The sequence below is a fragment of the Bacillus thuringiensis genome (assembly GCF_001595725.1).
GTDB classification, from domain to species: Bacteria; Bacillota; Bacilli; order Bacillales; family Bacillaceae_G; genus Bacillus_A; species Bacillus_A thuringiensis_K.
Genome location: NZ_CP014282.1, coordinates 3021248 through 3037967 on the forward strand (window position 1 = coordinate 3021248; position 16720 = coordinate 3037967).

The window sequence follows — 16720 nt, forward strand, 5'->3', positions numbered from 1 at the left end:
TCCAATCAATTATGACAACTCTGCTCTATTTTTTCTAATTTTGATAGCTCTCCAAAACAAACCTTGTGATGGTGAGAAAAAGAATGCCAATCCGAACAAGAATGTTGCGACAAGAACAATTGTTGCACCTGAAGCAAGATTATAAGAGAAACTAAAATATAACCCTACTACAGATGAAAGCGCACCAATGCCTGCTGCTAAATAAATCATGACCCATAAACGGTTTGTTAATAAATACGCTGTAGCCGCTGGTGTAATAAGCATCGCAACGACTAGAATAATTCCAACAGTTTGAAGTGAAGCTACTGTAACCATTGTAAGGAGAATCATTAAGCCATAATGAATCCATTTATTCGGTAATCCATAGCTTTGCGCCATCGTTGGATCAAACGTGGATACGAGTAATTCTTTGTAAAACAACATTACAAGACCAATAATGACGACTCCAATAATAAGTGTCATCCACATATCGGAAGAACGAACTGATAGAACATTCCCGAATAAAATATGATACAAATCAGAACTACTCTTCATAAAGGTAATTAAAATAATCCCTACAGCGAAAACAGATGTAAACATAATTCCTATCGCCATATCATGTTTAATACGACTATTTTGACTTACAAATCCGATTCCTACTGCAGTAATAACACCTGTTAAAACCGCCCCTATAAAATAGTTCATACCAATCATATAAGAAAGGGCTACGCCTGGAAGAACAGCATGTGAAATGGCATCTCCCATTAAAGCCATACCTCGTAAAATAATAAAACAGCCAATTACGCCGCAAATAACGCCTACCATAACGGAAGTTAATAACGCCTTCTGCAGAAAACTATACTGCGTTAATGCATCTATAAATTCTACAATCTTCATGATGAATGTACCTCCGCTGCATTATTAAACAATATTCCTTGATTCACATACGCTTTTGACATAACAGTTGGTTCTAATACTTGGCGTACTTCTCCGTAATGAATTAAGCTTTTATTCATTAATAGTAATTTATCAAAATACGATTCTGCTTTACTTAAATCATGATGGACAACGACAATCGTTTTTCCTTCTTTACGTAGTTCCCTAAGAATTTTAATGATTGTCTCTTCACTTGTTACATCAATTCCGACAAACGGCTCATCTAAGAAGAATATTTCCGCCTTTTGCGCTAAAGCTCTCGCCAAAAAGACACGTTGTTGTTGTCCACCTGACAGCTCACCGATTTGGCGATTTTTAAACTCTTCCATTCCGACTTTTTTTAAGCAATCAAACGCCCAATCCCGATGCTCTTTCTTCGGTCTTTTCATCATACCTAAAGATGGATACGTTCCAATTAGCACGACATCTAAAACTGTAATCGGAAAGTCCCAATCTATATCACTTCTTTGCGGTACATATGCAGCACTCTTTCTAATGCTTCGAATATCCTCTCCAAGGATTTGGACATATCCCTTATCATTTGGAATTAAATCTAATACAGCTTTCATTAAAGTAGATTTCCCCGCTCCATTTGGACCAATAATTCCAACGAGCTTCCCTTTCTCAATATCGAAGGAGACATTTTGAACTACTTGATTCCCTTGATACGATACAAACAAATCTTTAACAATTATAGCCTCATCCATTTCTTATGCATTCCCCTTTCTTTTTTTCGTATATATAATTATTTTGCGTAAAGGCAACTTTTAAGCAAAAAAATATAAAGCGAATGTAAATCCGTGTTTAAGTTTCCTTAGGGAAACTTTTTTATATGAGTCAAATTATATAAGTTGTACGCAAATTTGTAAACTAAATTTTACTAATTTATAAATATATGATGAAAATAATTATCAATGTGGAACAAAATATATTATCTATTTTATGATTTTTTGAAAAAGATATTACTGTGAAAAATAAGCAATATAGTATATAAATGAAAGAACCTACTCGTATGAGTTGACTCTTTCTCTTTTACAATATTTGATACGCTCTGCAGCAAAAAATATAATTAAATTACTTCCAAACAACACCTCGCCGCTCATATTCCATTCTATATTCAACAGCGGCTGCAATTTTAGGACTTGCGAACTTTTCGATAACCCAAAGAGCTAAATCAATTCCTGAAGTAACTCCTCTTACAGTAATAATATCGCCTTGATCTACAATTCTGTAAGGAAGAAACTCTGCTCCATATTCACTCATTTCACTCTGCGCCAAATGATGCATTGTCGCCTTTTTATCATTTAATATACCGGATGCAGCTAGTAACATACCTCCAGTACAAACTCCCACAACAATCGTTCCTTCGTTGTGCATCTCTCTAATCATTTTAGTCAAAGTACCAAACTCAGCTTCCTTTCTTGCTCCGTGCCCAGCTTTATGATTCCAGCCTCCACCAGGTACAATTAATAAATCTGGGCGATTATCCGTTCGTAAAAAATCATGTAGTTTCACCGTAATTCCAAATGAAGTAGTAACTTCTTGTTTCTGTACACTTGATACGAGTTCAACCGTAAATGGAGCCCCTTCTTCTATCGCTCTTTTCAATACTTCAAAAGGTGCAAAGGAGACAAGTTCTCCAAAACCATCAAACAATACAATTTGTATTTTCATTTTTTGAACACCCCATATGCTTTCTTTTTCGCATCCAAAATTAGAATAATAAATGTTATCTACCAATTAACAATGACGACAGTCTTTCTCCTCTTCCTTTATAAACTCTCAAATGTTCTACTAATGCACTCTCGTCACCCATTAGGTTCATCGTCTTTTTAACAAAGTTCCAATTTAAACTACCTGATAACCATAGCAACGAAGAAAGTCTTTCATACTCATTTAAAGTTAAAATGTTATTAGCTCCATACCCTTCTAAAAATGCTCTAGCAACTTTCGGACATACTACATGTGACTCCATTCCTTCTGTCCGGGAATACCACTTTATTAAAAAGGCTAACCCTTCAACGCGGTCAACATAACTAATAGATTCAAAATCCACAATTCCTTTTACCTTTTGACTTGATCCCCATAAAACATTCAAAGGATTTAAATCGGTTTGTACAATAAACTCCAAATTATTCGTATATGCACATTCTATATGACACTTAGCGAGCTCTATATACCCCCGCAATTCCTTACATGTACCACCTTTATTTTCTAATAGCTTTATAAACTCACCATATCCATCTAAATGCGATTTCTTTTGAAAAGTCGAGTTTTGAAATGTACTAGAAATATCATGTATATTTCTTGCTTCCTTTCCAAAAATCTCTGCCATTGTTTCTGTACAATGAGTAATATGCTCCCCTTCAATCCAAGTAGACAATACAAACCGGTACTGTTCATCATTCCAAGTAACAAATGTAAATGACCCTCCCGCCCGATTCTCCTTAATCTGCATAAATGGGATTCCATGCTCTCGTAAATAATACGTAAATCGTACTTGCTCTTTCAATTGTTCATTTGATAATGTCCCAAAAGCTGGATTAGTTGTTCGATCGCTATTCATAAACCGTGCGGAATACCGGTCTCCATTTACGATGATTTTATAATGTAAATCTGTATGCCAACTGTTCTTATGTAATTCTGCTTCCACTATTAGTGGATGAATTTCTTTAAAATAATTTATTACTACATTTCTTATTATGCGTTTCACCCTATTCCCCTTTCATGCAAAAATTCATTCTTGTACTTCCGAATAAAAACCTTTTAAAGTGAGGATTTTTAAGATACACCTAATGTATTCAAATAAAGAATTCTATCCTACTGTGGAGTAATAATAAAGTTATGTAATTTTGCCGCCAAAATTACAATAGCCTTCTATATATGTAGATGAAAGAAGGCTACTAAATCTTTTTAAAAATCTAGTTATTTCATAGTGAATGTATTATTGATTAAATAATACATTTGTTTAATACAAGTACTAAATAAGAAAAATGAAGCGTCATAATGCAATTAGCAAATTGAGGATTTTCATTTAAACTTTATAAAACTCAAATGTATTTTTTTCTAAACATATTGTTTCATCAGAGGTTTTGATAATGATATCAAAACGCTGACTATACGAATGCATAAATACTTCATATTGAATCCGGCGTTCTTCATGAGACTGCCTCAAATAATTTATATCGGCTCCCCTTTCAGCTATATCCCGGCTTGATCTTCTCATTAGTTCCGTTTCGCCATCTGTATAAAAATAAATTTTCAAATCAAATAAATCAGGATTAATAAATGCGGCGCTCATTCCTTCCACAATCGTTACTTTATTTTCCGAAGAAATCAACTTACTTTTCATATAATGCGTATCTATCGTATAAAAATCTAGCCCCGCTCTAACCATATGAATATCTCTTTCTAAAGCTGCCAAATGGTGCGCCGCTGGATGACAAGCTGTCATTTTATAACGATGATTTTCATTTTGATATGTATAGTGAATCACTGCATGCTTGCGGATATCTGAACTAACAATGTAAGGATCTGTATTAATATAATTTACTTCATTTTGATTTAGTAGCTTTACGAGTCTATTAGTAAACGTTGTTTTTCCAGCTGCACCATGTCCTGAAATACCGATAACAATTTGTTCATCTCTCATCTTTAACCAATTTATAATTTCTTGTAACAACTTATCCATCATTCTCCCCCTTGCGCTAATATACTACCCTTTATTTATATATCCAAAAATCCTTTCATTTAATTATACTTAACAAAGGAAAGGTAGTGTGATTATTCATCATACCACCTCTAATTCTAAACAACTTTATTATCTTTTATATGACTTTATTATTTATGAACACCTACATGATTAAATATATTTCTAACTTTATAAACCCAACAGAATATCCTCTGCTTTTCGGTAATTTATGCGAACCAATGCAGTCATAACTATGTACAATAAAAAAAGAGCCAATCCCTATAAAATAGAAGATTGGCTCTTTCCTTTATTTACTCCCCTGTATCAGAAAATCTCTTTATACGTTCTCCAATTTCATCGCGAACACGTTGAAATTCAGACCATTCTTTTCCTGCTGGGTCATCAAATCCCCAGTGAACACGATTCACATGTTTTGGTGTAGACGGACAAACAGAATCTGCATGACTACAAAGGGTAACGACTAAATCAGCATTATTTAAAATATTTATATCAATCATATCCGAAGTTTGATTTGTTATATCAATATTTACTTCATTCATTGCTTTAATTGCGTTTGGATTTACTCCATGTGCTTCAATTCCTGCAGAATATACATTCCACTTATCACCTAAATATTGTTTGCCCCACGCTTCTGCCATTTGGCTTCGGCATGAATTTCCTGTGCATAAGAAATAGATTGTCTTTTTGTTTTCCATGTTGTTTTCCACCTTTGTTTTTAAATTATACTGGTTGATCATTAAAATATTTACGCTTAAACCAAAAAGCGACGTTTACAAGTGCAATCATTACAGGTACTTCCACTAACGGCCCGATAACAGCTGCAAATGCTGCGCCCGAATGAATACCAAACACACCAACTGCTACAGCAATCGCTAACTCAAAGTTATTACTACCTGCTGTAAATGCTAACGTTGTCGTCACCGGATAGTTTGCACCAATTTTTCTTCCCATAAAGAAAGAAACAAAAAACATTACAATAAAATAGATTAATAACGGAATCGCTATTCTTACTACATCTAATGGTACGCTAACAATCATTTCCCCTTTTAAAGAGAACATAACGATGATTGTAAATAGTAATGCAAGTAATGTAAGTGGACTAATCTTCGGTATAAATACCTTTTCATACCACTGTCTACCTTTTAACTTAACGAGTACAAATCGCGTCAACATACCTGCTATAAAAGGAATTCCCAAATAGATAAACACGGATTTCGCTACTTCTACCATTGTAATATCGACAATAGCCCCTTCAATTCCTAACCATTCTGGAATGACTGTTACAAACACGTATGCATAAACGGAGAAGAATAGCATTTGGAATACTGAGTTAAAAGCCACTAAACCTGCTGCATACTCTTTATCCCCATCTGCAAGATCGTTCCAAACAATGACCATCGCAATACAACGTGCTAACCCAATCATAATGAGACCAACCATATATTCTGGCTTATCAGGAAGAAAAATAATTGCTAAAACAAACATAAGTACAGGTCCGATAATCCAGTTTTGTACTAAAGATAAAACCAATACTTTTACATCTTTAAATACTCGGCCCATTTCCTCGTAACGAACCTTTGCTAATGGTGGATACATCATGACAATTAAACCAACAGCAAGCGGGATAGACGTCGTTCCAACTTGTAATGTATTTAGTCCGTCTACTACACTAGGAAATACATACCCTAAACCAATCCCAACAGCCATAGCTAGAAAAATCCATAGTGTTAAATATCGATCTAGAAAAGATAAACGTTTCATTTTATTTTCCATCTCCTATTAACAACAAGAATTTTGTTCTACTACGTTAGAAGTCGTGCAACAAGATGACTCTTCTATTTTGTGAACATCACTCTGTGCTTTTGTATAAAAGAATTCCCACTCGTTCCCATCAGGATCCGTTACCCAAAACTTATCTTGAACCGCATAGCAACAAGTTGTATCCATCTCATCACGTGCAAAGAAACCTTCTTTTTCTAATCTTTCTTTATGCAATGTAATCTCTTCAGCTGTATCCACTTGGAAACCGAAATGATTTACTTGGTTTCCCTTCACTTCATCTCGTACGTTCAGCGTGAAGTTAAGTCCTGGCGTCTCTAATAAAAATTTTGCATAATCCATTTTCACCTTAACTGGTGACTCACCAAATACTTTTTCGTAAAATTCAATAGACTTCTCTAAATCCGTAACATTTATACCAACATGAACATATCTCATAACTTATTCCTCCTCTTTATATGTTATTAATCAATTTTTTTTGATTAATACTACAAAATTTTAACAGCAACTACCTTTGCCTGTTTTTCTAAAAATGCAGCACAATTCTTCTGATAATAAATTATTTACTTCCGCATCATTTAAATCATAATAACTCCACGTACCTTTTGTTTCTTTTACAATTAAACCTGCATCTAATAAAATCTTTAAATGATAGGACAACTTAGATTGCGTCATTTCAAAAATCTCTGCTAAATCACATACACAAGTCTGGCCTCGCTGGCAAAGTTCATACATAATCTCTAAACGCTTTTGATCCGCTAATGCTTTAAATTTTTTCTCATAGAGCTGAAAATCTTGTGCCATTTTAGTCCCCTCTCCCTTCATCAAATTTTTTTGATGTTTATAGTATATATGTAGTTTAGCTCTTTATGCAACTAATTAATCAATTTTTTTGATTAATATATTCTTCTCTTCTTTCCCTTAACAGAACTTTTAAGTTATCAAATTACAAAATGCCCTGCATAACAGGGCTATTTTGTAGAATTATGTATGTTTGTATTTGAAATCATACGAAATACTTTCACATAGAAAACTGCACTAACAAGGGTACAAAGTAATATAATTCCGAACACAACAATTGGAGATAGCCATGTAGAAAATACAATCATTATTGGTGCAATAAAACGCCCAATGGTAAATTGTAAATTAGATGCTGCCATATACTGTCCTCTAGAATTTTCAGGTGCATATTTACTGACGAAACTATGCACAACTGGCGAACGAATCAATTCCCCAATAGTTAATATTGCCATAAAGCCAAATAGTAGCCATATATTCGTTGTTAACCCTATTAAAAACATACCCATTCCAAATAATATATTAGAGACAATTAAAACGTTTCGGTCGCTCCAATTCTCAAAATATTTTGCAACAGGTAAAGAACATAAAACAAACAAAATGCCATTTAACCCCATCATCCATCCGAAAATTTCAGTATTACTCAAAGAGAATGAACCAGTACTCCATGAGAAAAGAGATTGAGTTGGTACAAATTCCTTTACATATAATGCAAGATAAAGATCTAGCTGCATGAAAGCTATCATAATCAAAACTCCCGCAAATATGTAAAGAGAGAAAATTTTATCACTAAAAATTTTCATATAATTATTCCATTGTTCTTTAAAGATTTTTGATATTGGATTGTTATCTCCATCATTTTTAGAAGCTTCGGGCAGCGTTTCTCTAATTATGAAATAGATTGCTATAAAATAAATAAATGTAACAATTGTACAAGTCCATAACAATTCACTTCGATAATGAAAGAAGAAAAATGAACCTAACACTGGTCCAAATACAGCACCAATATTATTTGCTGTAACAAAAGTGGCAAAGACCACCCTTCTATCCTTTTCTGGCACTATATCAGCTATCATTGCAGAACTTGCTGGACTGTATATTGCCCCGCTAATTCCAATACCGATATAGGCTAAATAATTAATCCAATGTGAATGAGATAAAGCAAAAACTGCAAACATTGCTACTTGTATGATTGTGCCTAATAGCATGACAGGTCGACGCCCTAATCGATCAGCTAAATATCCACCTAACAAATTACCTATTATGCCTACAAGAGGTATAATTGCCATTAAAATTCCGCCAATTGCTTTACCAAAAGCATCGCTATAGTATATTGCCATAAACGGAAAATACATCCAAAACAATGTATTGAACATAGTTTCGCCAATCAATCTAGTTTTTAAATTTTTGTCCCAAGATAACCATTTCAACGTAATACATCCCCTATTTTAACTTTTCAAATATTCACTATACATTCTATAAACTGTCAGTCCAAGGGAAATATAATAACATAAAGTGAATTTATTTTACAAATTAATATAGAAATATAAATTTTAATTACAACACATTCTCTAGTTATTATCCTTTAATGCAATTCGAACTCACAGATCACCGTTACTATTAAACTAGACTAGACCAGATTCAAGATATCACTAAAGAAATAAATGATTCATAAATAGAAAAGAACATTGATTTTTCAATGTTCTTTTCTATTATTTCTGCATATGAATTAGATTTATATTCGAAAAAGCGCCTTACCCCTGATTCCTCTGTGCCTCTCTAAACTCCTCCTTCACCTTCTCTAACAACCCTTCTTCCGTAATTAATCGATACGCCGTATTTGCTAATGCTTTTGCCGATGTAATTAATGCTTTATCTCCAAGTTCTGAACGTGCTGCTTCTCTAAATTCATTCGTATGTGCAATTAAATCATCTGGTCCGATTTTAATGTACGGATGAATTGTCGGTACGACTTGACTTACGTTTCCTGCGTCGGTTGAACCGATCCCTACTCTTTCTTTACGGTTTACATCTTCACCTAATAGTTCTAGTTCTTCCGCTACGATATCGTTATATGTTTTTGTTACGAGTAATTCATCGATTTCATTTTGGAATTGATGGATTTTTACTTTTGCACCTGTTGCTAACGCTGCTCCCTCAGCAATGTTTCTTACTTTTTCTGTTACTTCCGCGCATCTTTTTCGCGTTGCTGCACGGATGAAGAACCTTGCTGAGGCGTAGTCAGGAATAATGTTAGGTGCTTTTCCACCTTCTGTAATAACGCCATGAATTTTCACATCTGACGGAAGTTGTTGGCGAAGTGCGTTAATACCGTTATAGAGCTGAATAACCGCATCTAATGCGTTAATTCCTTCTTCTGGTGAAGCTGCGGCGTGAGCTGTTTTTCCGTAAAAATGAAAATCAAGTGGATCGACTGCTAGTGAAGGGCTTGTTGTCGCTGTTTTTCCGCTCGGATGAATCATAAGTGCCGCATCAATGTCTTTAAATAAACCTGCCTTTACATAACTTGATTTCGCGCTACCGTTTGGCCCTCCTTCTTCAGCTGGTGTTCCAAACACGACAACTTCCCCGCCAATTTCTTCAAGCGTTTCTGATAATGCGATCGCTGCCGCAACGCTAATTGTGCCAATTAAATTGTGACCACACGCATGACCGAGTCCTGGTAAAGCGTCATACTCAGCTAAAAATGCGATTGCCGCTCCTTGTTTTCCAGAGCTTTTTCGCGCGATAAATCCCGTTTCATGTCCAGCTATATTGTGCTGCAGTTGAAATCCTGCACTACCCAGTAATAAACTTAACGTTCTTGATGCATAAAACTCTTGGTTACCAATCTCCGGATTCGCATGAATATCATGACTTGTGTCTATGTACTTTTCCTTATTTCTTTCGATACTCTCTTTAATTGTTTTTCTTTGTGACGCTACTCCTGTCGCTCCCATTGTTCTTCCTCCTTTTATTTTCACATAAAAAAGCCTCTTTCTAAAAGATAGAAAGAGGCTTCTGTATATACAGTCAAAATGAGCTTCTTTCTTATCTTTCAAGTTACCTTGCTGGAATTGGCACAGTATTCATAACGAATCCGCTGCCGAGGTATCATAGGGCCAGTCCCTCCACCTCTCGTGATAAGAATTTTCATAAAATTATATTAAATTACATTCATTCTAAGTTCATTTCAAATAAAAGTCAAGGAATTCCTATCCGAATTTACCGAATATCTAAAAATCCTTTTAATACACCAATTGTTTCAGGTGCTTGCAGTCTTGCACATACGTATGGAAATTCTGTACTACCTTCAAACATCATTTGAGATGTGAGCGGTGCGCCTGCCCAGAAGATTTCATCATCAATTACGATAAACGGGAATGCTTTATTTTGTCTTTGTAACTTTACATTTTTCAGTGGAACTGGTCCATCACTATACACCGTTATTTGCGCATTTGTACGCATTAACGCTTGCCATACTCTTTTATCCACTTGTTTTGTACTTGGAAGTGAAATAATAATTTTTCGTTTTGCGGCTAAAATATCTTTTAATAACCCTTTCGTTTCCTCAAGATTCATTTCCATAAACCAGCGTAAACGTTTCGAAATTTTCCGTTCCCACAATTGTCTTGATGTCGTGCGATCATACACATCTCCGTGACGTTCTATATGAGCTGTTAATTGTGATAATGCTTGTTTTCTCGAAAGGTTTTTACGCATATAATGGCAATCTGATAATTGAATGAACTTCCCTCTCGCCCTTGTCACTGCTACATTGACGAGGCGATGGTTTTTGTGATCAAAGAATAATACGCCAGGTCGTTCTTGCGGATAACTGTCAACCGTATCAAAGATCATCATATCTCTTTCAGAACCTTGAAACTTATGAACCGTCGCCGCTAAAACAGGTATATGACGATACTTCGTTCTCTGCAACATTTCTCTAATACACGTCGATAAAAAGCGTGACTGCGCCCTGTAAGGTGTCACAACACCAATCGATTGAACACCATCTAACAATCCGATTAACATCATTTGCATTGCTACTAAACCAGACATAATGTTAAAACGTGAACCAGATGCAGCGTCTTTTAAAGAAAAGGCTCCCATTAAGCTCGTATCGAATAAAACACTCGCCTCATTTGCGAACGGCTGCAATTGCGCAAGTTCTTTACGCTCTGAAACAGACGGATGATCGTATACTCTATTTTTATAAATAAACGAATTCGTAAACTTCGATATATCCGCATGCATACGTCTTTGTTCCTGCAACATAAATAGGTTCGGATGTGCTTCTGATTTATTAACAGACTCAACAATCCCAGCATGGTAAAACATATCTTCCCCGAGCCATTTGCGAACAAGTTCATGGTTCGCCATCGCAATTGGAGGTAATTGTAAAAAGTCGCCACAAACGACGATACGTTTTCCAAGTGAAGCAGCTAATGCGATTTGCGGAACATATGCCATACTCACTTCATCTACGACAACTAAATCAAATGTACGCTCATAAATCAATGAATCAATGGTACATTTCGATAAAGTCGCGCCGATTACTTTCGCATTTTCAATGTATTCTTTTTCTACTTCTTTAATTTTTGCTTTTTGCTTTCGAAGATCACTTTCAATCTCTTGTATACGCTTCTTATCAGCAGAAGTCGCTTTATGCGATAAAATCTTTTCGCGAAGATCTTGTCGTGTTTCTTCTAAATAGAGTCTTTCTTCTCCCCAAGATCCGTTCGTCGTTTCAACTAACTTCGACGCAAGTAACGTTTCATGATTTCGTATATGTTCATGCTGACTATAACCGTAACGAACAATTTCGCCAGGCGTCCATTTCTTTTTCTTTTCAATTTGTTTCGTTACTTCACTCATTAATACGTCTACTGCCGCATTACTATGGGCTAACACAAGTACCGACTTTCCTTTTTGATAATGCGCCGAAATAATACGTGATAAATTGTAAGACTTCCCTGTTCCAGGTGGTCCCCACACGTACGTCGTCGGATTGTAAAATGAACGATACGCCAATTCATTTTTTGGATTTTTCATCTTCTCAATATGTTTCGGACTGCTCGTCCCATCAACAAGACGCTTTATACGATTACGTTTCAGCTTATCTTTACGTGCTTCTTTCAATCGCTCTTGCAGCTGCTCTAAAAGCTGCCACGGTTCACTGTATAAAACAGCTTCTCGTATTTCACCTTGTATATAATCATTTAATTTCAATTCTATTTCTAATCCGTGTACAGATAATACTTCCCCTGTCGCTTCCTCACCATCGAACTCAATTCGAATCGGTGAACCTTCAGGTAAGCTTACTTCCGAAATAAGCTGAAATACATATACTGTACTTTCATAATCTGTATATAAAAAACGACCATTCATGATAGAAATTTTACTACCACCTATCGTTTTCCAATGTTTAATTTCATATGCTAATGCATAATGCCACTCTTTCATCGTTTCCGATAATGAAGGAGTTTGAGTAGGTGTATTCATCGTATAATCTCCTTCCTTCTCCCCAAACATACTTTCTCACTATACCATATAACACGCTAAAATTTGTAAGGTTTTTATCTTGCTTATTTTCTTAATTTTCAATATTATATTGTATATAATTTTCAGAAAGAAGGAATCTACATGCCTGTTAGAAGAATAGAACACGTCGGACTTATGGTTGCAAACTTAGAAACATCTATTTCATTTTATGAAGAAGTAGTTGGCTTACAGCTCATTAAACGTATGGGGCACCCGAATCCAGACTTAAAACTCGCTTTTTTAGGTGTAGAAGAATCGAAGGAAACGATACTAGAACTCATTGAAGGCTACAACTCTTCTCTTCCGGCAGAAGGAAAAGTACATCACATTTGCTTTAAAGTGGATTCATTAGAAGATGAAATCGAAAGAATACAGCAACACGGCGTAACCTTTTTATTAGGAGAAGAAATTGAAACATTACCAGATGGAACACGTTACTTATTCTTCGCTGGTCCTGATGGAGAATGGATTGAGTTTTTTGAAACCGAGAGATAAAGCAAACCTTTATTTTGCGGAATAGAAAAGGAGCCGGAATTACGGTCCTTGTTTTTAACCAGTAACAATGAAACATACCTCCAACCTAAGAATTTACCAAGATTAAAAATACAATCATTTTGTTAGGAGGAGAGAATGGGAAATACAGTCTTTATTCTTGTTTTTTTGGATACTGATACTATTTCCAATCCTTTATGTCATCAAGATAAAGGATTGGAATATAAAAACAGCTGCCTTATTTGTTGGAAGGATTCTATTAAGTATTGTCTATTTTATAAATGGAATGGTATTAGGTCTGCAACGAAATTGGGTAGAACCTCCCTATGAAACAGAATGGGATTTCTTTGTAAAGTCTTTACTAAACGGAAAAACTGATGCACTTATACACTTGTTACTTCTAATTATTATCATTCCTTTGGATCTATTCATTACATTTTATTATATTAATAAAAAGAAATAGGATATTCTCTCCTATTTCTTTTTTATGAGTAGCGCCATATCGCTATCAAACTAATGTTTTACGCTGCCCCTAAACAATAATTTTTTACATTTTTACTCTGGGGATGTCAATTTTACTATTTTTGGGGTATTTTTTTTACTAGCTTGATGGACATGGGGTTGATTTATTTTCTTAGGCTGATAGGCATGTGGTCCTATCCCATTGCTATTAAGGTAAGAATTTAAGTGTAATATCATTTAAGGTAATACTTAAGATACAAATAAAATATCTTTTCCATGTCGCACTGTTTTATTGAAGTCTATCCCGAGTTGTAGCTAGTTCAATGCGACTGTAAATTCGGAGTTCGGTGCGCCAGCAAATACAACCGTTCCGTTCTCTGGTAGTTTCACTTTGTTATTATCACTAACGACGGTAAAATTGACGCATACTCCATTCTCATCATACACCGCGAATGAACTTCCTGATGACAACTCCACATTCATCGTTTTCCCTGCTGCCTCTTGCGGGACCGTAAACCATTTCGCATGCCCATTTTTTTGCAATGTAACTTTCGATAATTGACCTGTATCAAGGGGTTTTACGTTAGATTCACTGACGTATAAAAAGCTGGACATCTCCATATATTCAGTACCATCCTCTGTATAGAAATGGGCTTCCTTTGTATCCCGCCCATTCATCACAGGAATTTGAATTTGATGCGTCGCCGTATTCGGACCTGTAATTGTTTTGCCGTCCCAATATCCATCCTTGATCGTAATTTGTGTGTTAAGAGGCATTAGTTGTCCTAGATAGTTCATAGAATTAAATTTTTCGTTAACGAGATAGAACTTGCCACCCTCGCGCTTCGCCCATGCAGCAGCTGTTTTCTTCGGTAACACATTGTTTTCTAATTTCTGGGCTAAATAGTGAGTCAGCACATTTTGCCCCAATCCCGGTGATAATTCATATGTGCTCTCTCTCAAATAAACTTTTCCATTCTTCTCTGTGACGAAGTTAAGCTTGGAAGTACCCTTCTCATTTATAAAGCTTCCATCCGCCGTATATACATATTTTTCTTCCGGTTTAGTTGGTAAAAACAGTTCTCCCTTCTTCGTAATTTCTATTTTGAAATGGCTATAGCTATTTCCATAAAATCCTGCTTTTTTTACCACGTCTTGAGGCACTTTGGCCTTGTCGGGCTTGCCGAAGGATTTATCTGGCTTTATATCCTTAATTGTCCCTTTCTCTTTAAGCCTAGCTAGCAGTAATTTATTTGCCAACAGTTGATTTGTCATGCTGCTGCCACGGGAGGACAATACAGCTGCTGCCATCTTCTGTTCTGGAAGCACGACCAATGTAGCATGTTGCAGTATCGTATCCCCACCCTTAGTCAACGCTTTTATCCCATATTCACTGAATGGGTATAGTTTCACACTATCCCAGCCAAGTCCATAGTTGAACACATTTCCGCTATCTTCCGGCCACATTCCTTTTTTATATTCTTCTTGTTCCATCGCCTTGACTGCTTTATTAGAGAGAATTTCTTTTCCCTGTCCCATAAATATTTGTGAGAATCGCACCACATCTTCTGCAGTAGAAGAGATTCCTCCCGTACCAATTAGATTCACCATTTCACTTGGTAGCTGTCCCTGGTATGTCGGAGAATACAGTCCAGCCCGCTTTTCGTCTTCCCATTTGTCTTGCGATGTTATCGTATGATTCAGTTTTAATGGCTCTGTAAACTTTTGATGTAGAAATTCAGTAAAACTCATACCGCTGACTCTTTCTACCAAGATCTCAGCCAGTGTAAAACCGTCATTACAGTATACTGAGAACGCACCAGGGTCTGCCTTCAAGTTTTGGTTGGACAATTGTTGCAATAATATATCATGGGCATAAGCATCATTATCTTTAAATAAAAATGCATTATTGAACGTCGAACCTTGCATACCCGAGGAGTGATTCAACAGCATACGCGGTGTAATACGCTTATATCGTTTATCTTTCATTTTGAAATCAGGAATATAGCGGGCAACAGGAGCATCCAAATCAACTTTTCCTTCGTCTACCAGTTTCATAACAGCCGCAGCTGTATATACTTTACTGGTTGAACCAATTCCATATAGAGTATCTTTAGTTAGTGGCTCTTTCCCTTCTATGTCGTTCTTACCTGTCTGACCCGACAAAATAAGTTTACCATTATCAATCAGCGCATACTGTACACTAGTCGTCTCATAGGACTTCGTGAGCAGTGCAGCGTTGTCTGCAGCAATCTTCTCCAAATCTTTGCTAGCAACTTCTTGGCTAGATACAACCGGAGTCTTACTGCTAGAAGACGCTATCGCTCCTGTTGGTAGACTCATCGTTAGAGCTAAGGTAGCGGCTAACACTCCAGATAATTTATTTTCCATAAGAAAAATTCCTCCTTAGATAAATGATCGATTTCATCTTTTATTTGTTCAATTACAAACATCACATAAACTACTATTCTGGCTTTATCCCTACTGTTGTAACAAACGGTAAAACCTCTCTTTTTCACATGTATGTTAGTACCATAAATGATTTTTTTATTTAGAATGTGCTTGTTACTAGTTTGGTTTTCGTATAAATAAACCCTATTTATCCTCCCTCTTTTGTGCTTCTCTATATTTGTATCCTACATAATAAAAATTTCTTTTTTCTTATGCATTTCTTACAATTTCCTTACGTTCAAATCACTTCTATAATTAGGTAGATTTTATTTTAAAATCTCCAGGATAATAAATGCTTATATAATCCCACAATTTCATAGAAGTTGGATTCATAACCTTGCGCCAAATCATCATGCACATCTCTCATATTTCCTTGGATGCCTCCCTCAACCTTTACCACAGTTCCAACTGGCATCAACACTTCTTCACATTCTTATAAGTGGAAGTCATTATTTCATATTCATCATTGTAAAAAGATAAAACGAGAACTGAAACAGCCCCTAATATAATTGACGTTGTATGAGCTTAGATTGATAGCGACGGGGTACCGCCAGTATTTCGGAAAAA

Annotated in this window: 14 protein-coding genes, 1 pseudogene and 1 riboswitch; of the genes and pseudogenes, 2 read left to right on the forward strand and 13 right to left on the reverse strand. The window is 35.7% G+C overall.

Features of this window, described 5'->3' with window-relative positions; translation table 11 throughout:
* Positions 1-9 precede the first annotated feature (9 nt).
* From AXW78_RS15215 to AXW78_RS15270, 12 genes are all read right to left on the reverse strand, one after another.
* Positions 10-876, reverse strand: coding sequence for a metal ABC transporter permease (locus tag AXW78_RS15215; RefSeq protein WP_061884362.1), 867 nt, complete (start codon positions 874-876; stop codon positions 10-12).
* Entirely contained in the window at positions 873-1622 is a 750-nt protein-coding gene (locus AXW78_RS15220) for a metal ABC transporter ATP-binding protein (protein ID WP_061884363.1), read from the reverse strand. The genes AXW78_RS15215 and AXW78_RS15220 overlap by 4 nt, the downstream gene beginning before the upstream one ends.
* Before the next feature lie 367 nt (positions 1623-1989).
* Positions 1990-2589, reverse strand: coding sequence for a DJ-1/PfpI family protein (locus tag AXW78_RS15225; protein WP_061884854.1), 600 nt, complete (start codon positions 2587-2589; stop codon positions 1990-1992).
* A gap of 55 nt (positions 2590-2644) precedes the next feature.
* Positions 2645-3628, reverse strand: coding sequence for a phosphotransferase enzyme family protein (locus tag AXW78_RS15230; protein WP_000821333.1), 984 nt, complete (start codon positions 3626-3628; stop codon positions 2645-2647).
* A 321-nt stretch (positions 3629-3949) separates the two neighbouring features.
* Complete coding sequence (locus AXW78_RS15235; RefSeq protein ID WP_000359528.1) at positions 3950-4606, reverse strand: uridine kinase family protein; 657 nt, start codon at positions 4604-4606, stop codon at positions 3950-3952.
* A 311-nt stretch (positions 4607-4917) separates the two neighbouring features.
* A complete protein-coding gene (gene arsC, locus AXW78_RS15240; RefSeq protein WP_000428358.1) occupies positions 4918-5322 on the reverse strand; it encodes an arsenate reductase (thioredoxin) in 405 nt (134 codons plus the stop codon).
* Between the two features lie 25 nt (positions 5323-5347).
* Positions 5348-6388, reverse strand: a complete 1041-nt coding sequence (arsB, locus tag AXW78_RS15245; protein ID WP_000826587.1) for an ACR3 family arsenite efflux transporter — start codon at positions 6386-6388, stop codon at positions 5348-5350.
* Between the two features lie 18 nt (positions 6389-6406).
* Positions 6407-6844 (reverse strand): ArsI/CadI family heavy metal resistance metalloenzyme, encoded by a 438-nt coding sequence (locus tag AXW78_RS15250; protein WP_061884364.1) that lies wholly within the window; start codon positions 6842-6844, stop codon positions 6407-6409.
* 60 nt (positions 6845-6904) lie between these two features.
* The gene (gene arsR / locus AXW78_RS15255) at positions 6905-7210 is read right to left on the reverse strand and encodes an arsenical resistance operon transcriptional regulator ArsR (protein ID WP_000046013.1); all 306 of its coding nucleotides are present in this window, start codon (positions 7208-7210) and stop codon (positions 6905-6907) included.
* Between the two features lie 167 nt (positions 7211-7377).
* A complete protein-coding gene (locus AXW78_RS15260; RefSeq protein WP_000871746.1) occupies positions 7378-8634 on the reverse strand; it encodes an MDR family MFS transporter in 1257 nt (418 codons plus the stop codon).
* Positions 8635-8958: 324 nt separating this feature from the next.
* The gene (locus AXW78_RS15265; RefSeq protein WP_000501359.1) at positions 8959-10164 is read right to left on the reverse strand and encodes a M20 family metallopeptidase; all 1206 of its coding nucleotides are present in this window, start codon (positions 10162-10164) and stop codon (positions 8959-8961) included.
* 88 nt (positions 10165-10252) lie between these two features.
* Positions 10253-10354: riboswitch (SAM riboswitch) on the reverse strand.
* A 75-nt stretch (positions 10355-10429) separates the two neighbouring features.
* Positions 10430-12739, reverse strand: a complete 2310-nt coding sequence (locus AXW78_RS15270) for an AAA domain-containing protein (RefSeq protein WP_061884365.1) — start codon at positions 12737-12739, stop codon at positions 10430-10432.
* A gap of 111 nt (positions 12740-12850) precedes the next feature.
* Here AXW78_RS15270 and AXW78_RS15275 point away from each other — a divergent pair, with 111 nt between their 5' ends.
* On the forward strand, positions 12851-13243 hold the full coding sequence (locus tag AXW78_RS15275) for a VOC family protein (RefSeq protein WP_046946095.1): 393 nt from the start codon (positions 12851-12853) through the stop codon (positions 13241-13243).
* A 135-nt stretch (positions 13244-13378) separates the two neighbouring features.
* A pseudogene (locus tag AXW78_RS34900) lies at positions 13379-13703 on the forward strand (hypothetical protein).
* A 314-nt stretch (positions 13704-14017) separates the two neighbouring features.
* Here the strand turns inward: AXW78_RS34900 and AXW78_RS15285 are convergent.
* The gene (locus AXW78_RS15285; RefSeq protein WP_061884367.1) at positions 14018-16093 is read right to left on the reverse strand and encodes a serine hydrolase domain-containing protein; all 2076 of its coding nucleotides are present in this window, start codon (positions 16091-16093) and stop codon (positions 14018-14020) included.
* Positions 16094-16720 lie beyond the last annotated feature (627 nt).